Origin of the sequence: Microbacterium sediminis (genome assembly GCF_004564075.1) — a bacterium.
Classification (GTDB): domain Bacteria; phylum Actinomycetota; class Actinomycetes; order Actinomycetales; family Microbacteriaceae; genus Microbacterium; species Microbacterium sediminis.
Window position 1 is genome coordinate 1,484,172 of the sequence record NZ_CP038256.1, and the last position, 20,395, is coordinate 1,504,566.

At 71.3% G+C, this 20,395-nt stretch carries 21 protein-coding genes and 1 tRNA gene; 5 read left to right on the plus strand and 17 right to left on the minus strand.

Features of this window, described 5'->3' with window-relative positions; all coding sequences use genetic code 11:
- Positions 1-59: 59 nt before the first annotated feature.
- The gene (locus E3O41_RS07005; RefSeq protein ID WP_067023424.1) at positions 60-602 is read right to left on the minus strand and encodes a metallophosphoesterase family protein; all 543 of its coding nucleotides are present in this window, start codon (positions 600-602) and stop codon (positions 60-62) included.
- 58 nt (positions 603-660) lie between these two features.
- On the opposite strand from E3O41_RS07005, the gene def reads away from it, so the two are divergent.
- Together def and E3O41_RS07015 are read left to right on the plus strand one after the other, a co-directional pair.
- Positions 661-1,227, plus strand: coding sequence for a peptide deformylase (gene def, locus E3O41_RS07010; RefSeq protein ID WP_067023427.1), 567 nt, complete (start codon positions 661-663; stop codon positions 1,225-1,227).
- A gap of 201 nt (positions 1,228-1,428) precedes the next feature.
- Complete coding sequence (locus E3O41_RS07015; RefSeq protein ID WP_158231513.1) at positions 1,429-2,697, plus strand: glycerophosphodiester phosphodiesterase; 1,269 nt, start codon at positions 1,429-1,431, stop codon at positions 2,695-2,697.
- A gap of 51 nt (positions 2,698-2,748) precedes the next feature.
- Here E3O41_RS07015 and E3O41_RS07020 read toward each other — a convergent pair.
- The 5 genes from E3O41_RS07020 to dusB form a co-directional block, all read right to left on the minus strand.
- Positions 2,749-2,824 (minus strand) — tRNA-Asn (locus E3O41_RS07020).
- A gap of 53 nt (positions 2,825-2,877) precedes the next feature.
- Positions 2,878-3,660, minus strand: a complete 783-nt coding sequence (locus E3O41_RS07025) for an ATP-binding cassette domain-containing protein (RefSeq protein WP_067023432.1) — start codon at positions 3,658-3,660, stop codon at positions 2,878-2,880.
- Positions 3,661-3,687: 27 nt separating this feature from the next.
- Positions 3,688-5,538 (minus strand): DNA primase, encoded by a 1,851-nt coding sequence (gene dnaG / locus E3O41_RS07030; RefSeq protein WP_067023435.1) that lies wholly within the window; start codon positions 5,536-5,538, stop codon positions 3,688-3,690.
- A 1-nt stretch (position 5,539) separates the two neighbouring features.
- On the minus strand, positions 5,540-6,910 hold the full coding sequence (locus E3O41_RS07035; RefSeq protein ID WP_173849885.1) for a deoxyguanosinetriphosphate triphosphohydrolase: 1,371 nt from the start codon (positions 6,908-6,910) through the stop codon (positions 5,540-5,542).
- Entirely contained in the window at positions 6,903-8,078 is a 1,176-nt protein-coding gene (gene dusB / locus E3O41_RS07040; protein ID WP_067023451.1) for a tRNA dihydrouridine synthase DusB, read from the minus strand. Before dusB ends, E3O41_RS07035 begins: the two co-directional genes overlap by 8 nt.
- 90 nt (positions 8,079-8,168) lie before the next feature.
- Here dusB and E3O41_RS07045 point away from each other — a divergent pair, with 90 nt between their 5' ends.
- A complete protein-coding gene (locus E3O41_RS07045) occupies positions 8,169-8,663 on the plus strand; it encodes a glutathione peroxidase (RefSeq protein ID WP_067023455.1) in 495 nt (164 codons plus the stop codon).
- A 26-nt stretch (positions 8,664-8,689) separates the two neighbouring features.
- Here the strand turns inward: E3O41_RS07045 and E3O41_RS07050 are convergent, their stop codons facing one another.
- Genes E3O41_RS07050 through recO form a run of 3 tightly spaced genes read right to left on the minus strand, consistent with a single transcriptional unit; the run spans position 8,690 to position 10,933 of the window.
- On the minus strand, positions 8,690-9,358 hold the full coding sequence (locus tag E3O41_RS07050) for a DsbA family oxidoreductase (protein WP_067023467.1): 669 nt from the start codon (positions 9,356-9,358) through the stop codon (positions 8,690-8,692).
- Between the two features lie 46 nt (positions 9,359-9,404).
- Positions 9,405-10,208 carry an isoprenyl transferase gene (locus E3O41_RS07055; protein ID WP_067023469.1) on the minus strand — a complete coding sequence of 268 codons (804 nt, stop codon included), beginning with the start codon at positions 10,206-10,208 and terminating at the stop codon, positions 9,405-9,407.
- The gene (gene recO, locus E3O41_RS07060; protein ID WP_067023471.1) at positions 10,205-10,933 is read right to left on the minus strand and encodes a DNA repair protein RecO; all 729 of its coding nucleotides are present in this window, start codon (positions 10,931-10,933) and stop codon (positions 10,205-10,207) included. The genes E3O41_RS07055 and recO overlap by 4 nt, the downstream gene beginning before the upstream one ends.
- Positions 10,934-11,003: 70 nt before the next feature.
- Here recO and E3O41_RS07065 point away from each other — a divergent pair, with 70 nt between their 5' ends.
- Complete coding sequence (locus tag E3O41_RS07065; RefSeq protein WP_083990800.1) at positions 11,004-11,795, plus strand: trimeric intracellular cation channel family protein; 792 nt, start codon at positions 11,004-11,006, stop codon at positions 11,793-11,795.
- Between the two features lie 100 nt (positions 11,796-11,895).
- Entirely contained in the window at positions 11,896-12,867 is a 972-nt protein-coding gene (locus tag E3O41_RS07070) for an IS481 family transposase (RefSeq protein WP_067023474.1), read from the plus strand.
- Positions 12,868-12,957: 90 nt separating this feature from the next.
- On the opposite strand, the gene leuA is transcribed toward E3O41_RS07070, so the two are convergent.
- From leuA to E3O41_RS07110, 8 genes are all read right to left on the minus strand, one after another.
- Complete coding sequence (gene leuA, locus E3O41_RS07075; protein WP_067023476.1) at positions 12,958-14,709, minus strand: 2-isopropylmalate synthase; 1,752 nt, start codon at positions 14,707-14,709, stop codon at positions 12,958-12,960.
- 236 nt (positions 14,710-14,945) lie between these two features.
- The gene (locus tag E3O41_RS14420) at positions 14,946-15,407 is read right to left on the minus strand and encodes a hypothetical protein (RefSeq protein WP_240482240.1); all 462 of its coding nucleotides are present in this window, start codon (positions 15,405-15,407) and stop codon (positions 14,946-14,948) included.
- Between the two features lie 103 nt (positions 15,408-15,510).
- A complete protein-coding gene (era, locus tag E3O41_RS07085) occupies positions 15,511-16,407 on the minus strand; it encodes a GTPase Era (RefSeq protein ID WP_067023484.1) in 897 nt (298 codons plus the stop codon).
- A complete protein-coding gene (locus E3O41_RS07090) occupies positions 16,400-17,776 on the minus strand; it encodes a hemolysin family protein (protein ID WP_067023486.1) in 1,377 nt (458 codons plus the stop codon). The genes era and E3O41_RS07090 overlap by 8 nt, the downstream gene beginning before the upstream one ends.
- Entirely contained in the window at positions 17,776-18,240 is a 465-nt protein-coding gene (gene ybeY, locus E3O41_RS07095) for an rRNA maturation RNase YbeY (protein WP_067023489.1), read from the minus strand. The genes E3O41_RS07090 and ybeY overlap by 1 nt, the downstream gene beginning before the upstream one ends.
- Positions 18,237-19,256, minus strand: a complete 1,020-nt coding sequence (locus E3O41_RS07100; RefSeq protein ID WP_099566269.1) for a PhoH family protein — start codon at positions 19,254-19,256, stop codon at positions 18,237-18,239. The genes ybeY and E3O41_RS07100 overlap by 4 nt, the downstream gene beginning before the upstream one ends.
- A gap of 40 nt (positions 19,257-19,296) precedes the next feature.
- Positions 19,297-19,644, minus strand: coding sequence for an HIT domain-containing protein (locus tag E3O41_RS07105; protein WP_067023495.1), 348 nt, complete (start codon positions 19,642-19,644; stop codon positions 19,297-19,299).
- Between the two features lie 24 nt (positions 19,645-19,668).
- Positions 19,669-20,394 carry a 16S rRNA (uracil(1498)-N(3))-methyltransferase gene (locus E3O41_RS07110; RefSeq protein WP_067023498.1) on the minus strand — a complete coding sequence of 242 codons (726 nt, stop codon included), beginning with the start codon at positions 20,392-20,394 and terminating at the stop codon, positions 19,669-19,671.
- Position 20,395 lies beyond the last annotated feature (1 nt).

The window sequence follows — 20,395 nt, forward strand, 5'->3', positions numbered from 1 at the left end:
CCTCCTCCCGTGCTCCCTCACGATCGTGCGGCACGGCCGTGCCGGGCCGAAGGGGCTTGTCAGCGGGCGGCGCCGCGAGTAGGACCGCCCCCGCGGGGCACGGTGACGAGGTCCACGTCCACGATGCGCCCGGCGTCGACGGCGACGGTCATCATCGTGCACACCGGCTGACGGCGCCGATCGGTCGGCGAACCCGGGTTGAGCAGCCGCATCCCGCCCGGCGTGACGCTGTCCCACGGGATGTGACTGTGCCCGAAGACGACGAGATCGGGCCGGTCGTCGCCCGCGAACGCCGCGTCCAGTCGGCTCTCCCGGCCCGTCGCCGGTCCCGTCTCGTGCACCACCGCGATCCGCAGCCCGTCGATCTCCGCCCGCGCGACCTCCGGCAGCCGGGCGCGCAGGTCCGGGCCGTCGTTGTTCCCATGCACCGCGACGAGCCGCGCGGCGCGATCCTCGATCGCCTCGAGCGTGGCCAGGTCCACCCAGTCGCCCGCATGGACGACGACGTCGGCGTCGTCGATCGCGCGCCAGACGGCATCGGGCAGGCGCTTCGCGCGCAGCGGCACGTGCGTGTCGGCGAGGAGGAGCACGCTCGTGGTCATGCCTCCATCCTGCCCGGCCGGAGCGGGATCGGTCAGGCGGCGAACGTAGGCTGGGAGGATGGCCATCCTCCCCATCCGCATCTGGGGCGACACCGTGCTGCACGCCGTCGCCGCGCCCGTCGACGAGATCACCGACGAGATCCGCCCCCTCGTGGCGGACATGTTCGAGACGATGGATGCCGCACCCGGCGTGGGCCTGGCGGCCCCGCAGGTGGGCGTCGGCCTGCGCATCTACACGTACTCGTACGAGGACGACGAGGGGGCACCCTGGCGCGGCGTGGTGATCAACCCGGAGCTGTGGATGACGCCGCCCGAGCCGGGCGAGCCGGACGAGGACACCGAGTCCGAGGGCTGCCTCTCGTTCCCGGGCGAGCGCTTCCCGCTGCGCCGCAGCGACCGCGTGATCGTGACGGGCATCGACCTCGACGGCGAGCCCGTGCGCATCGAGGTCGACGGCTGGCGCGCCCGCATCATGCAGCACGAGTTCGATCACCTCAACGGCGTGATCTACATCGACCGGATCTCGGACGGCGACTGGAAGACCGCGCAGAAGATCTCCAAGAAGCGCGGCTGGGGCCGCCCGGGCGTGAGCTGGACCCCGGGCGTCGACGACCTGGAGGCCTGACCGGCCGCCCGGTCTTCCCCGCGTCGGCGCGGCCCTGCTCGCGCGCCGGGCGCGCTGCCCGGTGAGCCTCGGGCACCGACAACCCAGGGTTCGAACGCGCGTCGGTGACGGACTACCGACGATTCACACGCGGTTCATGCGGGGCCGCTCGGCTGAGGACGTTCCGTCGTTCTCCGCTGAAAGGACCCGATGTCCCTCTCGTTGCGTTCTCGGACCACCCGCCTGCTCGCCGCGGGCCTCACCGCGGCCGCCGCCCTCGGGCTCGCCCTCACGGCGCCGGCCGGCGCCGCGGTCGAGCCGCCGCCCTACAGCGGCGAGCCGCTCGACGGTCGCATCACCGTCGTCGCACATCGCGGCGCGTCGTCGTACGTGCCCGAGCACACCTTCCCGGCGAACGACCTCGCGATCGAGATGGACGCCGACATGCTCGAGTGCGACGTCATGCTCACCGAGGACGAGCAGCTCGTGTGCCTCCACGACACCACCATCGACCGCACCGCCCGCGACCCCGAGACGGGCGAGCGCCTCACCGGCAGCGTCGACAGCTACACCCTCGCCGAACTGCGCGCGATGGACTGGGGCCTATGGAAGGGCGAGGAGTTCGCCGGCGCGACGATCATGCCGCTGGCCGAGCAGCTCATGTGCTACCGGGCGATCAACCCCGACATCCGCTTCCACCTCGAGACGAAGCCGAGCTCGCCCGTGGGCGACCAGCTGCTCGTCGACCTGCTCGACCGCCTCGGCTTCATCCACGAGGGCGCACAGCCCGACCCGCAGCACGATCAGGTGATGATCCAGTCGTTCCACGCCGACAGCCTGCGGCGCATCAAGGCGATCGAGCCCTCGCTGGCGACCGCCTACCTCGGCGTCACCTTCCCCGAGGGCACGATCGTGCCCGACACCTACGACGCGGTCGCGCCGAACTACAAGCAGATCCTCGAGGACCCGGCGTTCGTGGGCCGCATGCACGAGCAGGGCATCCCCGTGCACACGTGGACGGTCGACGACCGCGCCGTGATGGACACCCTCATCGGCTACGGCGTCGACGGCATCTTCTCGAACAAGCCCGACGTGGCGCGCGCCGCGGTCGACGAGGCCGGGCTCGGCATCCCCGCGTCCGAGCGCGGCAACCCGGACGCGTTCGCGCACGGCTGCGAGGGCATCGCCGGCACCGTGCACAGCATCGACGACGTCCCCATCACGCCGGCCGCGATCGTGGGCGACGCACCCGGCATCGTCCAGCCCGGCCGCACCGTTCCGGTCCCGTTCGAGCTCGACCTGCGCGGCGGCGACGACGCCGGCGCCGTCCAGGCCGAGGTCACCCGTCCCGACGGCAGCGTCATCGCCGCCGAGATCCGCGGCGGGAACATCCTCGTCCACACGGCGCAGGCGCTTCCCGGCACCTACACGATCGAGGTGCAGGACGAGGTCGGCTTCGCGATCGGCGAGGGCACGATCACGACCCGCTGACCGCCCCAGATGCAAGAAGACCCCCACGAACTCGTGGGGGTCTTCTTCGCTTGGCTCCCCGGCTTGGACTCGAACCAAGAACCTGCCGGTTAACAGCCGGCTGCTCTGCCAATTGAGCTACCGAGGAATGCTGTCCGCTCTCGCGGCAACTAGAAAATCTTAGCAAACATCAGAGCGTGCTCACGACACGGCCACGCCGCCGGGCGTGTGCGTGTCGGGAGTGCGCAGGGCGCCGTCGGCGTCGCCGCGCGCCACGACGTGCCCGCCCTGCAGCCGGATCTGGTCGGCGCCCAGCTCGCGCGCGAAGGCGGTGTCGTTGGTGACGAGCAGCGCGGCCATCCCCCACTGGCGCCGGCGGCTCACGATCGCGTCGTACACGAGGTGGCGCACCTCGAGATCGAGGTTCGCCAGCGGCTCGTCGGCGATGAGCAGCTTCGGGTCGAGCATGAGGGCGCGCGCGAAGGCGACGCGCTGGCGCATGCCGGCGCTCAGCTCGTAGGGGAACTTGTCGGCGGTGCCGATCGGCAGGTGCAGTTCGTCGAGCAGCGACGCGATCCGGATGCCGAGCGCGCGCCCGTCGACCCGCCGGTCGCGCGAGAGCAGCGGCTCCGAGAGCACCTCAGCGACCGAGAGGCTGGCCGGCAGGTCGTTGCCCGCGCCCTGGGGCAGGTAGCCGGTTCGGAAGGTGAGGACCCGGCGGGCGCGGCCCGGGTTGCGCACCGACACACCGCAGACGGTGGCGTCTCCCCCGGCCACGGCGATCGTCTCGTCGCGCTCCCCCGTGAGGATCGCCGCGAGGCTCGACTTGCCCGATCCCGTGGGGCCCGAGACGCACAGCGCCGCGCCCCACGGCAGCGTGAACGAGACCCCGTCGACGGCGCGGATCGCGGGGCCGCGACCCGATCGCGAGACGCTCAGATCGTCGCAGCGGATCGCGACGTCGGGATCATCGGGCACGCGCATGTGTCCATGATGCCGGATGGCGCCGGCTCAGTCGTCCGGCTGCAGGCGGTGGCGCTCGGCGTCGAGGTCGCGCAGCTGCACCCGCAGCGCCCGGCCCTCCTCGGAGTCGGGCGGGACGCGCTGGATCGCGCCGAGCAGCTCGTTCTTGCGCTGCGCGAGCGCCGCGATCACGATCTGGCGCGCGAGGTCGTTGATCGAGGCGACGGCGTGCTCCTCGGTGCGGGCCGGGAAGTCGCGCGCGAGCAGCTCGCCCGCCAGCGTGCGGTACGCGGCCGGTGTGCCCTCGACCACGGCGAGGGCCCACCCGGGCCGCGAGCGATCGGTCGCCTCGAGCGTGGCGCGCACGGCCTCGAGCGCCGGGTGGTGGAACGGCACGGCCAGCGCGCGCAGGAACAGCTCGGGGTCGACGCGGTGGCCGTACTGCAGGAACCCCGTGAGGGCGTCGCGCTCGCGCGCCACGGCCACCGTGCGGGGCAGCGCGGCCAGCGTCACGGCGGGTGCGGCCACCGCCGGCTCCGCCGCCTCGGCGCGCCCCGTGCGCGCCTCGCGCCCGTTCGCCGCGGCGCGTCGCTGCACCTCCTGGTGCACCTCGCGCGGGTCCATGCCCAGGCGCCGGGCGAGCACGCGCTCGTAGCCCGGCTGCAGCAGCCGGTCGCGGATCTCGGCCACGATGGGCGCGGCCGAGCGCAGCGCCCCCACGCGCCCCTCCACGGTGCCGAGGTCGAAGCCGGAGATGCGGCGATCGATCATGAACTCGAACATGGGCACCTTGTGGTCCATGAGCGCGCGCACGGCGCCGTCGCCGCGCTGCAGCCGCAGATCGCACGGGTCCAGCCCGTCGGGCGCGACGGCCACGAAGCTCTGCGCGTTGAAGCGCTTCTCCTCCGCGAAGGCGCGCACCGCCGCCTTCTGACCGGCCTCGTCGGGATCGAACGTGAACACGACCTCGCCCGAGGCGTCGTCGTCGCCCATCACGCGCCGCAGCACCGTCACGTGCTCGGAGCCGAAGGCCGTGCCGCAGGTGGCGATCGCCGTCGTCACGCCGGCGAGGTGGCACGCCATGACGTCGGTGTAGCCCTCCACCACGACGACGCGCTTGGGATCGCCGCGCGAGATGTCGCGCTTGGCCAGATCGAGGCCGTACAGCACCTGGTTCTTCTTGTAGATCGGCGTCTCGGGCGTGTTCAGGTACTTGGGGCCCTGGTCGTCGTCGTAGAGCTTGCGGGCGCCGAAGCCGATCGTCTGGCCCGTGACGTCGCGGATCGGCCACATCACCCGCCCGCGGAACCGGTCGTACACCCCGCCGCGCTGGTTGGTCGAGACCAGGCCCGCGGTGGTCAGCTCCTCGCGCGTGAAGCCCTGCTTCGTGAGCGCGTGCAGCATCGCGTCCCAGCCCTTGGGCGCGTAGCCGACGCCGAAGTGCGCCGCCGCGGCCGGATCGAAGCCGCGCTCGCCCAGAAAGCGGCGGGCGGTCTCGGCCTCGGGCGTGACGAGCTGCGCACGGAAGAACTCCGCGGCGGCGGCGTTGGCCGCCAGCAGCCGGGCGCGGCCCGAGGTCTCGGGCGCGGGGCCGCCGTCCTCGTAGTGCAGCGTGATGCCCACGCGGGCCGCGAGCTTCTCGACCGCCTCGGTGAAGGAGAGGTGGTCCATCTGCCGCAGGAAGCTGTACACGTCGCCCGACTCGCCGCAGCCGAAGCAGTGGTAGTAGCCGTGCTGGGGGCGCACGTGGAAGCTCGGCGACTTCTCGTCGTGGAAGGGGCACAGGCCCTTGAGCGATCCCACACCGGCGGACTTCAGCGCGACCCGCTCCCCGATGATGTCGGCGATGTTGGTGCGGGCCTTGACCTCGTCGACGTCGGCTTGACGGATGCGCGGCATCTCAGCGTGCCCCTGCCGCCAGGCCGACCCCCGGGCGCGTGCGCCCGTCGTGCCGATCGTGGCGCGACGACCAGATGCCGACCTCGCGGGGATCGATCTCGCCGACCAGCCGGTTGTGCCACTCGACCGCCGTCTGGTCGGTGAGGCTGGCGATCTGGTCCACGATCACGCGCTTGCGGGCCGCGTCGGTGTCGGCGGCGTGGAAGTCGGCGGCGAAGGCCGGCTCCAGCGCCTCGGCGCCGGTGGACCACAGCGTGTCGGTGGACAGCAGCGCCTCGGCGATGCGCTTGAGCACCCGGCGCTGCTCCTTGTAGACGCCCTTGCGGGCGTCGATCGTGACGATCGTGGCGCCCATGAGGCCCTTGAGCACGGCGATCTCGACCTCGATCACGCGCGGCACGATGACGTGCGCCTGATACCGGGCCAGCGACTCCCCCGGGTACGCCTCGCGCGTGGCGCTGACCGCGGCGCGGGCGAAGCGGCCGATGAGGTCGCTGGTGAGGTTCTTCAGCCGCGCGAGGTCGGCGCGCGAGCGGTCGAAGCTGCGCAGCCACATCGGCTGGCGCGTGAGGCGGTAAAGGCCGTCGGCGAGCTCGTCGCGCGTGTACTCGTAGCCGACCCACTGCTGGATCTGGCCGATGAGCGGGTGGTGCTCGACGGGATCGCTCAGCCGCGCCAGGTCGAGATAGCCGTTGAGCACGGCGTCCTCGAAGTCGTGCACCGAGTAAGCGATGTCGTCGGAGAGGTCCATCACCTCGGCCTCGATGCAGCGCAGCCGCCCGGTCGCGCCCTGCCGCATCCAGTGGAAGACATCCTCGTCCTCGGGGTACACGCCGAACTTCAGGCGTCCGCCGGGGTCGGGCAGGGGGTTGTCGACCGTCCACGGGTACTTGCACGTGGCGTCGATGCTGGCCCGGGTGAGGTTGAGGCCGTACGAGCGGCCGTCCTCCTCGATCTTCGCCTCGAGGCGCGTGAGGATGCGCAGGCTCTGGGCGTTGCCCTCGAACCCGCCCACGTCGGCGGCCCACTCGTTCAGCGCCCGCTCGCCGTTGTGGCCGAAGGGCGGGTGGCCCAGGTCGTGGCTGAGGCACGCCGTATCGACGACGTCGGCGGCGAGGCCCAGCGCGTTGCCGATCTCGCGGCCCACCTGCGCCACCTCGAGCGAGTGGGTCAGCCGGTTGCGCGCGAAATCGGCGGGGCTGGCCGGGCTGAGCACCTGGGTCTTGGCGGCCAGGCGCCGCAGGCCCGCCGAGTGCAGCACGCGCGCGCGGTCGCGCGCGAAGTCGTCACGCTCCGATCGGTGCTTCTCGTGGAAGAAGCGCTCGGCGTCGGCGTCGCTGTAGCCCGGATGACGGGCAGCCGCCTCAGCCACCACTGGTGTCCAGCTCCGCGTCCGCGAGCTCACGGGTGGCCGAGTCGTCCATCGTGCGCGACTCGAGCCAGCGGTCCGGCAGCACGGTGCGCTTGGGGCGCCCGGCCCGGCCCCGCTGGCCCTCGGCCGCGTCGCCCGGGTACGGCGCGTCGAGGTCGAGCTGCTCGATGAGCGAGTCGATGTGGGCCAGGCTCGTGACCTGGGCGAACTGGCCGCGCAGGTCGCCGCCCACCGGGTAGCCCTTGAAGTACCAGGCGGCGTGCTTGCGGATGTCGCGGCAGCCGCGCTCCTCGCTCTCGAAGAACTCCACGAGCAGCTCGGCGTGCCGGCGGAACGCGTTCGCGACGAAGCCGAGCGTCGCGTCCACGCGCGTGCCCTCGCCGCCGAACGCCGCGGCGAGCTCGCCGAACAGCCACGGGCGCCCCAGGCAGCCGCGGCCCACCACGACGCCGTCACAGCCGGTCTCGTCCATCATCCGCACCGCGTCGGCGGCGCTCCAGATGTCGCCGTTGCCGAGCACGGGGATGCTCGTGACGGTCTCCTTGAGCTTGGCGATCGCCGACCAGTCGGCGTGCCCCGAGTAGAACTCATTCGCCGTGCGCGCGTGCAGCGCGACGGCCTTAACGCCCTCATCCTCGGCGATCTTCGCCGCGTCCAGGTACGTGAGGTGATCGGCGTCGATGCCCTTGCGCATCTTCACGGTCACGGGCAGCCCGCCCGCGCCCTCCACCGCGCCGCGCACGATCGAGCGGAACAGGTCGAGCTTCCACGGCAGTGCGGATCCGCCGCCCTTGCGGGTGACCTTGGGCACCGGGCAGCCGAAGTTGAGGTCGATGTGATCGGCCCGGTCCTCCTCGGCGATGAGCCGTGCGGCCTCGCGCGTGTAGTGCGGGTCGACGCCGTAGAGCTGGATCGACCGCGGCGTCTCGGACTCGTGGAACTGCACGAGCCGCATCGTCACCGGGTTGCGCTCCACGAGCGCGCGCGTGGTGATCATCTCGCTCACGTACAGCCCGGCGCCGTACTCGCGGCACAGGCGCCGGAAGGCCGTGTTCGTGATGCCCGCCATCGGGGCCAGCACGACCGGCACATCCGAGCGGATGTCGCCGATCTGCAGCCCGCGGGTGTGCGCGGGAGCGGTCGGAGCATCGGCGAGTACGGGGGTCACGCGTCCATTCTTTCAGAACCGGCCTGGGCGAAGGCGAAGCGGCCTAGAGTGGCGGCATGCGATGCACCGAACGAACGAAGGCGAGCTGACGTGAGCGACCCCGTGGACCTTCACCGCATCCCGTTCGCCGACGCCGAGGGCGCCGAGCGCACGCTCGCCGACTACGCTCCCGGCCCCGTTCTCGTCGTGAACGTCGCCTCGAAGTGCGGCCTCACGCCCCAGTACGAGCAGCTCGAGCAGCTGCAGCGCACCTACGGCGACCGTGGGCTGACCGTGCTCGGCTTCCCGTGCAACCAGTTCATGGGCCAGGAGCCGGGCTCGATCGACGAGATCCTCGACTACTGCGCCACGACCTGGGGCGTCTCGTTCCCGATCAACGACAAGATCAACGTCAACGGTCGTCACGCGCACCCGCTGTACAAGGCCCTCAAGAAGACGAAGGACGCCCACGGCCTCGCCGGACCGATCGCGTGGAACTTCGAGAAGTTCCTCATCGCGCCCGACGGATCGGTCACCCGCTTCCGCCCGCCGGTCAAGCCCGACGCCCCCGAGGTGATCGCCGCGATCGAGGCCGCGCTGGCCTAGCGCCGCGGTCGAGGCCTGCGCCGGCGTCAGGCCTGTTTCTCGGCCCAGACCTGGCGGGCGACCTGCGCGAACGCCTCGGGCGGCTGCGCGCCGCTGACACCGTACTTCCCGTCGATCACGAAGAAGGGCACGCCGTTGATCCCATAGGCCTGCGCCTGCGCCTGGTCCGCGCGCACGGCGTCGAGGTAGGCGTCCGACTCCAGCGCGTCGCGCGCGGCGACCGGGTCGAGCCCGACCTCCTCCGCCATCGCCACGAGCTCGTCGATGCGGCCCACGTGGCGCCCCTCGACGAAGTACGCGCTCAGCAGGCGCTCCTTCATCTCGAGCTGCTTGCCATGCGCCTTGGCGAAGTGGATCAGCTCGTGCGCCTTGACCGTGTTGGTGTGCTGCTGCAGGTCGAAGCGATAGTGCAGCCCCGCGCCCTCGGCGATCTGGGCGACGCGCTCGTTCATCGCGCGCGCCTCGTCGATGCCGATGCCCTTGCGCTCGGCGAGGAACTCGGCCGAGCTGCCCTCGAAGTCGACGGGCGTGTCGGGCGAGAGCTCGAAGGAGTGATACTCGATCTCCACGCGCGGAGCGTCGTCGTCGCCGGCCGTCTCGGCGAGCCCCTTCTCCAGGTTCCGCTTGCCGATGTAGCACCACGGGCAGGCGATGTCGCTCCAGATGTCGATCTTCAGGGGTGCGCGAGAGGTCATATGGATCCCAACGCTCGATGCGTGCGCATATTCCGGGCCGGCCGGATCAGGACGCCGTCGGCCTGTCGATCGCCCCGCCGAACCGGCGGTCGCGGTCGAGGTAGAGCTGGATCGCGTGCCACAGGTCCGTGCGCGAGAAGTCGGGCCACAGCGTGTCGAGGAAGACCATCTCGGCGTACGCCGACTCCCACAGCATGAAGTTCGACGTGCGCTGCTCGCCGCTGGAGCGCACGAACAGGTCGACATCGGGCATGTCGGGCACGTAGAGGTGCCGCTGCACCGTCTTCTCGGTGATCGCGGAGGGGCTGATGCGGCCGGCGCGCGCGTCCTCGGCGATCTGCCGGATCGCATCGACGATCTCGTTGCGGCCGCCGTAGTTGACGCACATCGACAGGGTGAGGACGTCGTTGCCCTCGGTGAGCCGCTCGGCCGCCTGCAGCTCGCTGAGCACCGAGCGCCACAGCCGCGGCTTGCGCCCCGCCCAGCGCACCCGCACGCCCCACTCGTTGAGCTGATCGCGCCGACGGCGCAGCACGTCGCGGTTGAAGCCCATGAGGAAGCGGACCTCGTCGGGCGAGCGCCGCCAGTTCTCGGTCGAGAAGGCGTAGAGCGAGAGGTGCTTGACCCCGGCCTGGATCGCGCCCGCCACGACGTCGAGGATCACGGCCTCGCCGGCCTTGTGCCCCTCGATGCGCGAGAGCCCGCGGCGGTTGGCCCAGCGCCCGTTGCCGTCCATGACGATCGCGATGTGGTGGGGAACGCGGCCCTCGAACGCCGGCGGCTGCTGCCCGGTCCAGTCGAGCGGGCGGGAGGGCTCGGCCTCCTTGGTCGTGAACGGCTTGGGGCTCAACGCTTCCCTCCCACGTGCGAGAGCGCGCGCAGGCCGCGCTCGAGGTGCCACTGGACGTATGCCGACACGAGCCCCGACGCGGCGGCGAGCTCCCGCTCGGCGGCCGCGTCGACCACGGCCCAGTCGCCCGCCAACAGCGCGCGCAGCAGCTCGAGCGTGCGCGCGTCGATCCGCGGGCTGCCCGCCGGCGCGCAGCGGGCGCAGACGGTGCCGCCGAGCTGCGAGACAAAGGCGTCGTGCGGGCCGGGCGAGCCGCAGCGCGCGCAGTCGCCCAGCGCCGGCGCCCAGCCGGCCAGCGACATCGCCCGCAGCAGGTACGAGCTCATGGTCGCGCCGTCGGCGTGCTCGCCGCGTGAGAGCGAGCGGAGCGCGCCGACGAGCAGATAGAAGTGATCCGGGTTCGCCTCGTTCTCGTTGAGGCGATCGGCCGCCTCCACCATCGCGCTCGCGGCGGTGTATCGGTCGTAGTCCCCGGCGATGTCGGCGCCGTACGAGCCGAGCGACTCGACCTGCTGCACGATGTCGAGGCTCCGCCCCGCATACAGCTGCACGTCGACGACCATGAACGGCTCCAGGCGCGCGCCGAACTTCGACGAGGTGCGCCGCACCCCCTTGGCGACCGCGCGGACCTTGCCGTGGCGGCGGCTCAGCATCGTGACGATCCGGTCGGCCTCGCCCAGCTTGTGGGTGCGCAGCACGACGGCTTCGTCTCGATAGGTGGGCACACTCGATTATCCGCCCGGATCATGCGCGCGGCCTGGAGGCGCGACGTGCGCCGGCTGGCACGATGGAGGCGTGGACGCTCCCCTCTTCGTCATCCCGCTGTGGGCCGACCTCCTGGCCGTCGCCCTCGGCGGCATCCAGGGTGCCGTCTTCGCCGCGGGCTTCCAGGGGCAGCGCCGCCTCGACTGGCTCGGGGTCGCCCTCATCGGCATCATGCTCGGCATGGGCGGCGGTCTCATCCGCGATCTGCTGCTGAGCGTGACGCCCGCGACGCTGCAGTCGAACTGGTACCTGCTCACGGCGGTCACCGCGTCGCTCGTCGGCATGCTCCTGGCCGGCGTCTTCCAGCGCCTGAACCGACTCATCATCGGCCTCGACGCCGTGGCGATGGGCCTGTTCGGCGCCGTCGGCACGTCGAAGGCGCTGGCGTACGGGCTGCCGATCGTGCCCGCCATCTTCGTCGGCGTCTGCGCCGCGGTGGGCGGCGGCATTATCCGCGACATCGCGATGGGGCTGCCGATCGCGATCATGCACGTCGGCTCGCTGTACGCGATCGCCGCGCTCGTGGGCAACGCCGCGCTCGCGGCCTCGTTCACGCTCGGCATGGAGATCGGCTGGGCCGCGGCGATCGGCGTCGTCGTGACCACCGTGATCCGCCTGCTCGCCGTGATCTTCGACGTCTCGCTCCCCGAGCAGCGGCGCATCCACCGCCGCAAGGTCGCCCTGGAGACCACCGCGATCCCGGTGATCACCACCCAGGAGGTTCGCGACGGCGCGGAGATCCCCCTGACGGGCGCGATCATCCTGCCCGATGCCGCCGGCGCGCCGAAGCGGCGCCGGTTCCGCTGGCATCGGCGCCGCTAGATGTACTCGGCAGAGACGTTGGTGACACGGGCGTTGTGAAAGGAGGAGACCTCCTGGCGTAGTGGAGCTGTCTAGTTCCCCACGTTGACCAGGAGGTCTCGTGTCACACGCTAACGCGCGGCTGAATGTCCGCGGCAGGTTGTTGCTGGTCGAACGGGTGATCGGTGAGCACCGCCCCGTCGCGCATGTCGCGAAAGAGCTCGGTGTCTCGCGCCAGTGCGCGCATCGCTGGGTGAACAGGTTCCGAGTCGAGGGCATCGAGGGGCTGCAGGACCGCTCATCTCGACCGCACTCGTCACCGCGACGGACACCGGCCGATGTCGAAGAGCGGGTGCTTGCGCTGCGGCGCGAGCTGCGCCAGGGACAAGACCGGATCGGACCGGTCGCCGGCGTTCCCGCTCGCACGGTCGGGGCGATCCTGGCACGGAACCGAGTACCGTGCCTGGACGAATGCGACCCGTTGACCGGCGTGGTGATCCGCGCGTCGAAGCAGACCGCGACGCGCTACGAGCGGTCCGAGCCGGGCGAGCTGGTCCACATGGATGTGAAGAAGCTCGGCCGCATCCCCGACGGCGGCGGCTGGAGAGCAAACGGCCGCGAGCACGGCCAGACCTCAGCGCAGAAGCGAGCCCGGATCGGCTTCGACTACGTCCATTCCCTCGTCGATGACCACTCCCGGTTGGCCTACTCGGAGATCCTCCCCGACGAGAAGGGCCCCACCTGCGGAGCATTCCTGCTGCGCGCCGCGACCTACTTCGCCGGGCACGGCATCACCCGCATCGAACGAGTGATGACCGACAACCACTTCAGCTACCGGCTCTCGGGCGACGTCCGCGCCGCGATCGCCGTCCTGGGCGCAAAGCACGTCCTCATCCGGCCGCACTGCCCCTGGCAGAACGGCAAGGTCGAACGCCTCAACCGCACCCTGCAGACCGAATGGGCCTACCGCCAGGTGTTCCGCTCAAACGACGAGCGAACCGCCGCCCTTGCGCCCTGGCTCGAGCACTACAACACTCAACGACACCACTCCGCTGTCGGAGGCCCACCGATCAGCCGACTGTCACCAACGTGACTGCCGAGTACAGCTAGACCTCGACTGCGGCGCTGCGCGGCTCCGCTCGGCCCGTCTCCGCTCCGCGCTTCGCGCGTCGACGACCGAGCGTCAGACCGCGACGAGCTCCCGCTCGCGCGCCCGGATCGAGCGGTTCACCGACGAGACGATCGCCTTCAGCGATGCCATCGAGATGTCACCGTCGATCCCGACGCCCCACAGGCGCTGGTCGTCGACCTGCAGCTCCACGTAGGCCGCGGCCTGCGCGTCGCCGGAGGCCGCCATGGTGTGCTCGACGTAGTCGTAGAGCGTGACCTCGTGGCCGGCCTCGCGCAGCACCTCGAGGAACGCGGCGATCGGGCCGTTGCCGCGCGCGTGCACCGTGCGCTGGTCGTCGCCGTCGCGCAGCACGACCGTGAGCGCCACGTCCGACCCGGAGCTCTGGGTCTCGGTCGAGAGGATCTCGAACCGGCCCCAGCGCTCGGCCGGGTTGGCGGCGGGCAGGTACTCGTCCTGGAAGATCCGCCAGATCTCGGCGCTCGTGACCTCGCCGCCCTCGGCGTCGGTGTGCTCCTGCACGACGCCCGAGAACTCGATCTGCAACTTGCGCGGCAGGTCGAGCGCGTGGTCGGCCTTGAGCAGGTACGCGACGCCGCCCTTGCCCGACTGCGAGTTGACGCGGATGACGGCCTCGTAGGAGCGGCCCAGATCCTTCGGGTCGACGGGCAGGTACGGCACCGCCCATTCGATCTCGTCGACCGAGACGCCCTGCGCCGCGGCCCGGGCCGCCATCGCCTCGAAGCCCTTCTTGATGGCGTCCTGGTGCGATCCGCTGAACGCCGTGAAGACCAGGTCGCCCGCCCACGGGCTGCGCTCGGGCACGGGGAGCTGATTGCAGTACTCGACGGTGCGCTTGATCTGGTCGATGTCGCTGAAGTCGATCTGCGGGTCGATGCCCTGCGTGAACATGTTCACGCCGAGCGCCACGAGATCCACGTTGCCCGTGCGCTCGCCGTTGCCGAACAGGCAGCCCTCGATGCGATCGGCGCCGGCGAGGTATCCCAGCTCGGCGGCGGCGATCCCCGTGCCGCGGTCGTTGTGCGGGTGCAGCGAGAGGATCACGTTCTCGCGGTGGTTCAGGTGCCGGCTCATCCACTCGATCGAGTCGGCGTAGACGTTGGGCGTGGCCATCTCGACGGTGGCGGGCAGGTTCAGGATCAGCTTGCGCTCGGGCGTGGGCACGAACACCTCCATCACCCGGTTGCAGATCTCGGCGGCGAACTCCAGCTCGGTGCCCGTGTACGACTCGGGCGAGTACTCGTAATACACCGTGGTCTCGGGCACGGTCGCCTCGTACGTCTTGCACAGGCGCGCGCCCTCGAGCGCGATGTCGATGATGCCCTGCTTGTCGGTGCGGAACACGACGTCGCGCTGGAGAACGCTCGTCGAGTTGTACAGGTGCACGATCGCCTGCTTGGCGCCGCGGATCGCCTCGTAGGTGCGGGCGATGAGGTGCTCGCGCGCCTGCGTCAGCACCTGGATCGTGACGTCGTCCGGGATCGCGCCGTCCTCGATGAGGTGGCGCACGAAGTCGAAGTCGGTCTGGCTCGCCGACGGGAAGCCGACCTCGATCTCCTTGTAGCCCATCTTCACGAGCAGGTCGAACATGACCCGCTTGCGCTGCGGATCCATCGGATCGATGAGGGCCTGGTTCCCGTCGCGCAGGTCGACGGCGCACCACCGGGGCGCCTTCTCGATGCGCTTCGAGGGCCAGGTGCGGTCGGGCAGATCCACGACGATCTGCTCGTGATACGGGCGGTACTTGTGGATCGGCATCGCCGAGGGGCGCTGGTTGTTCTGCATGTTCTGCTCTTTCGCTGGTGGCGGGTGCGGGCCACGCGAAACTCCGCGACGAGAGAGGCCCTAGATCGAGGTCTCGCCGCGGCAGCTAAGAAGGAGCACGCCGACATGCATGCTGCGAGCCTACCACGCAATCTGCGCGGCGCGCGGGCCTCGCTGCGCCGCCCCACTGAGCAGGAAGATCGAGAAGGGGCCACCGGGGCGACAGAGTGCACCCGGTGGCCCCGACGCGGGGTGCGTCAGCGGCGCTCCTCCTCGTGCTTGAGGGCGACGCCCAGGGCGAAGAGGGTCGGCGCCCACTCGCCGATGAACAGCCCCGTGCGGTCCGCCTGCTCGCGCGGTTCGTGCGTGAGGGTCAGCAGCCACTTCACCACCGTGGCGCCGATCGCCAGGAAGCCCGCCGCGTACGCGTGCGAGCTGCGGATGCCCCACCGGCCGAGCACGGCGAGCGGGTTCCAGTTCGTCTTCTCCGCCGCCTGGCGGACGGTGCCCTCGGCGCGGTGCATCGCCTGCTGCGCCTTGCCGGCCACCTCCTGGGCCTTGTCGGCCACGTCCCCGGCGACCTTGCTCGCCGCCCCCTGCGCCTTGTTCGCCACGCCCTGGGCCTTGCCGGCGACGTCCTCGGCCACACCCTGCGCCTTGCCGGCCGCCTGCTCGGCCTTGTCCCCCAGGTCCTGGGGCTTGCCGGAGATATCGCTCATGGTCGTTCCTCCCGAGTCGGATCGTTGGAGATTCCAGACTCGGCGCCGCCGCGGGGCCGCAGAAGGGACTTGACGCGTGGCGAGCCGCCGCGTAGGCGTCCGTTCAGAACCCGAGGCGGCCGAGCTGCTTGGGGTCGCGCTGCCACTCCTTGGCCACGCGCACGTGCAGGGCGAGGTAGATCTTCGTGCCGATGAGCGGCTCGAGCTCGGCGCGGGCGCGCGCGCCCACATCCTTCAGCCGCGCACCCTTGCGACCGATGATGATCGCCTTCTGGCTGTCGCGCTCGACCACGATGTTCGCGTAGACGTCGGTGAGGTCGTCGCGCCCCTCGCGCGGGGAGATGTCCTCGACCGTGACGGCGATCGAGTGCGGGAGCTCGTCGCGCACGCCCTCGAGGGCGGCCTCGCGGATGATCTCGGCCACGCGATCCTCGAGCGTCTCGTCGGTGGTGACGCCCTCGGGGTACAGCGCGGGCCCAACCGGCATGAGCTTCAGCAGCTCATCGGTGAGCACGTCGAGCTGGTCGCCCGAGACGGACGAGAGCGGGATCACCGCCGCCCAGTCCTCGCGCAGCGCGTTCACCTCGATGAGGCGCTCCATGATCTCGTCCTTCGTCGCCGCGTCGGTCTTGGTCACGAGCGCGACCTTCTTCGCGCGCCCGTAGCCGTCGAGCGACTCGGCGATGCGCCGGTCGCCGGGGCCCACCTTCTCGGTCGCGGGGGCGCAGAACGCGATCACGTCGACGTCGCCGAGCACCTGCTCCACGAGGTCGTTGAGGCGCTGGCCGAGCAGCGTGCGGGGGCGGTGGATGCCGGGGGTGTCGACGACCACGAGCTGACCGCCGGGGCGGTTCAGGATGCCGCGGATCGCGCGCCGCGTGGTCTGCGGCTTCTCGCTGGTGATCGCGACCTTCTCGCCCACGAGGGCGTTGGTGAGCGTGGACTTGCCGACGTTGGGGCGCCCCACGAACGTCACGAAGCCGCTGCGCAGCTCAGTCATCGGACCGATCCTTCCGGTTGCGTCCGCGAGCGATCGGGGTCTCCCCCGTCGACGGAACGGTGATCTCTCCCGTGCGCGGCTGGCGCGATCGCACGTCGGCCAGCGCGCGCAGGCCCTCGCCCGCCTCGACGAACACGGTCGCCAGACCGCGCCCGCGCCCGCGCGAGGTGCCGCCGGTCAGCACGAGACCCGCGACCTCCACGGTCTCGCCCGGCTGCGGCACGTGCCCCAGCTGCTTGCCCAGCAGTCCGCCGATCGAGTCGACGTCCTCGTCCTCGAGCTCGATGCCGAACAGGTCGCCGACCTCGTCGAGCGACAGGCGGGCGGCCACGCGGTAGCTGCCCTCGCCGAGCTCGACGATCTCGGTGGTGGGGGTGTCGTACTCGTCGGAGATCTCGCCCACGAGCTCCTCGATGAGGTCCTCGAGGGTGACGATCCCGGCGATGCCGCCGTACTCGTCCACGACGAGGCACACGTGCACCGCCTCGCGCTTCATCTGCTGCAGCAGCGTCTCGGCCCGCATCTGCTCGGGGACGAACACCGCCGGGCGCGCCAGCGGCCGCACGCTCGCGTCGCGCCAGCCGGGCGTCTCGCGGAAGCCGAACTGCACGAGGTCCTTGAGGTAGAGCACGCCGACGACGTCGTCGACCTCGCCATCCACGACCGGCATGCGCGAGATCCCCGTGTCGAGGAACGCCTGCAGCGCCTCGCGCGTGGTGACGGATGCGTCGACGGTGATCATGTCGGTGCGCGGCACCATGACCGCCCGCACCACCTGATCGGTGAAGTCGAACACCGAGTGCACGAGCTCGCGATCATCGTCGTCGATGAGGTCGTTCGAGGCCGCCTCGTCGACGATGCTCAGCAGCTGCTCCTCCGACTCGAAGCTGCGGCGGCCGCCGCCGGGCGTGGCGCGGGCGCCGATGCTCATGAGCAGGCGGGCGACGGGACCGAGCACCACGCGCACACCGTGCACGAGGGGCGCGGCGAAGCGCAGCAGCGGCTCGGCGCCGCGGCGCCCGAGCGCGCGGGGGCTCGAGTAGACGGCGACGAACGAGAGCACCGTCATGACGACGGCGGCCGCGAGGATCGCCCACCAGATGCTCGCGAAGGCGAGGGTGAAGGCGGCGGTGACGAGGACAGCGGCCGCCATCTCCGACAGCACCCGCACGAAGGTCACGGCGTCGGCGTGCGCGTCGGGATCGTCGGCGATGCGCGCCAGCGCACGGGCCTGGCGCTCGGGAGCCTCGGCCGCGAAGTCGACGAGGTCGCCGCGCGAGCTCACCGACAGTGCGGCGTCGACGGCCGACATCACCCCGCCGAGGACGACGAGCAGCAGGGCGGCGAGGAAGAGGAGCGTCTCGACCATCACCGCGTGCGGCGGCGCTCGTCGGCCGCGAAGCCCGCGATGAGCTCCTTCTGCAGGCCGAACATCTCGCGCTCCTCGTCGGGCTCGGCGTGGTCGAAGCCGAGCAGGTGGAGCAGACCGTGGGTGGTGAGCAGGATCAGCTCGTCCATCGTGGAGTGACCGGCCGTCTCGGCCTGCGACTCCGCCACCTGCGGGCACAGCACGATGTCGCCCAGCAGCCCGGCGGGCGTGGGCTCCTCCTCGGAGCCGGGACGCAGCTCGTCCATCGGGAAGCTCAGCACGTCGGTGGGACCGGGCTCGTCCATCCACTGCACGTGCAGGGCCTCCATGGCGCCCTCGTCCACGAGCACGATGGCCACGTCGGCGTCGCCGCTGACGTGCAGCTCGGCGAGGTTGCGCTGGGTCAGGCGCAGCAGCACCGACTCGTCGACCTCGACCCCGGACTCGTTGTTGATGTCGATCATGAGCGTCCTCCGTGCCCTCGCGTCTGTCGGTCTCTGCGGATCGCGCTGCGGCGCTCGGCCCGGTTGGCGAACTCGCGCGCCTCCTCGAGCTCGTGCCGGTGCGCGGTGCGCCGCTCGTCGTACTCCGTGTAGGCGTCGACGATCTTGCCCACGAGCGTGTGGCGCACGACATCGTCGCTCGTCAGCCGCGAGAAGTGGATGTCGTCCACGTCGCCGAGGATCTTCGTCACGAGCCGCAGACCGCTCGTGCCGCCCGGCAGGTCGACCTGCGTGATGTCGCCGGTGACCACCATCTTCGTGCCGAACCCGAGCCGGGTCAGGAACATCTTCATCTGCTCGGGCGTGGTGTTCTGCGCCTCGTCGAGCACGACGAACGCGTTGTTCAGCGTGCGACCGCGCATGTACGCCAGCGGAGCCACCTCGATCGTGCCGCTCGCGATGAGCTTGGGCACCACCTCGGGGTCCATCATCTCGTTGACGGCGTCGTACAGCGGGCGCAGGTACGGGTCGATCTTGTCGGTGAGCGTGCCGGGGAGGAACCCCAGCCGCTCCCCCGCCTCGACGGCCGGGCGCGTGAGGATGATCTTCTCGACCTCGCGCCGCTGCAGCGCCTGGACGGCCTTCGCCATGGCCAGATACGTCTTGCCGGTGCCGGCGGGGCCGATGCCGAAGACGATCGTGTTCTCGTCGATCGCGTCGACGTAGGCCTTCTGGCCGGCCGTCTTCGGGCGGATCACGCGGCCGCGCGACGACAGGATCGCCTCGCCCATGACCTCGGTGGGGCGCGGTCCGTCGCCGCGCATCATGCGCGCCGACGAGGCGACATCGGCCGGGGCGAGCTGGTGGCCGCCGCGAGTGAGCTCGAGCAGCTCGTCGACGAGGGCGCGCGCTGCGCGGACGGCGGGCTCCTCGCCGCTGAGGGTGATCTCGTTGCCGCGGACGTGGACGTCGACGTCGGGGTGGGCGCCCTCGACCATGCGCAGGAGGCGGTCCTGCGGGCCGAGCAGCTGGACCATCGCCACGCCGTCGGCGTAGACCCGGTCGGTGTAGGGGGCGTCAGCCAACGAGCTTCTTCTCCTCGAGTCCGCCGGCGAGGACGTGTGCGTGGACGTGGAACACCGTCTGTCCGGCGCCGGCACCGGAGTTGAAGATGAGGCGGAAGTCGCCGTCGGCGTGCTCGGCGGCGACCTTCTGGGCCATGGCGACGACCTCGGCGAGCAGCGCGGGATCGCCGGCGGCGAGCTCCGCGACGTTCGCGTACTCCTGCGTCTTGGGGATGACGAGCAGGTGCACGGGGGCCTGGGGGTGGATGTCGCGGAGCACGAACACGCGCTCGTTCTGCGCGACGATCTCGCCGGGGATCTCTCCCTGCAGGATGCGCGTGAAGATGGACGGCTCGCTCATAGCCACAAGTCTAGTGAGCGACCGTCACCAACGGCCGAGCCGCGCGTTCAGCACGGCCAGGGCCGCGGGCCCGGCGGTCGAGGTGCGCAGCACGGTGTCGCCCAGCCGTACGCGGCGGGCGCCGGCCGCCTCGAGGCGCTCGAGCTCGTCGGGTGCGATGCCGCCCTCGGGGCCCACGACCAGCGTCAGCTCCTCGACGCCGGCGATGTCGACGCGCGACAGCGCGGTGTCGGTCCACGGATCGAGCACGAGGATCAGCCCGTCGCGCTGGGCGAGCTGGCCGGTGGTCGCGATCTCGGCGACCTCGGGCACCCATGCGCGATGCGCCTGCTTGGCGGCCTCGCGCACGATCGCGACCCACCGATCCCGTCCCTTGCGCGCCTTCGGGCCCTCCCAGCGCGAGACGCTGCGAGCGGCCTGCCACGGCACGACCTCGTCGACGCCGAGCTCGGTGGCAGCCTGCACCGCGAGCTCGTCGCGGTCGCCCTTGGCGAGGGCCTGCACCAGCGCGAGGCGCGGGGCGGCGCGCTCCTCCACGCGTCGCGCGTCGACGCGCACGCGCACGCGCTTGGGCTCGGCGGCGATCACCTCGCCCTCCAGCCACACACCGCGCCCGTCTCCGACCGTCACGGCCTCGCCCGGGCGCACGCGGCGCACCGCGGCGGCGTGGTGCGCCTCGGCGCCGGTCAGCTCGAGCTCGTCGCCCGGCTGCGCGTCGGCGGCCGCGTCGTCGACGAAGTGCAGCGCCATC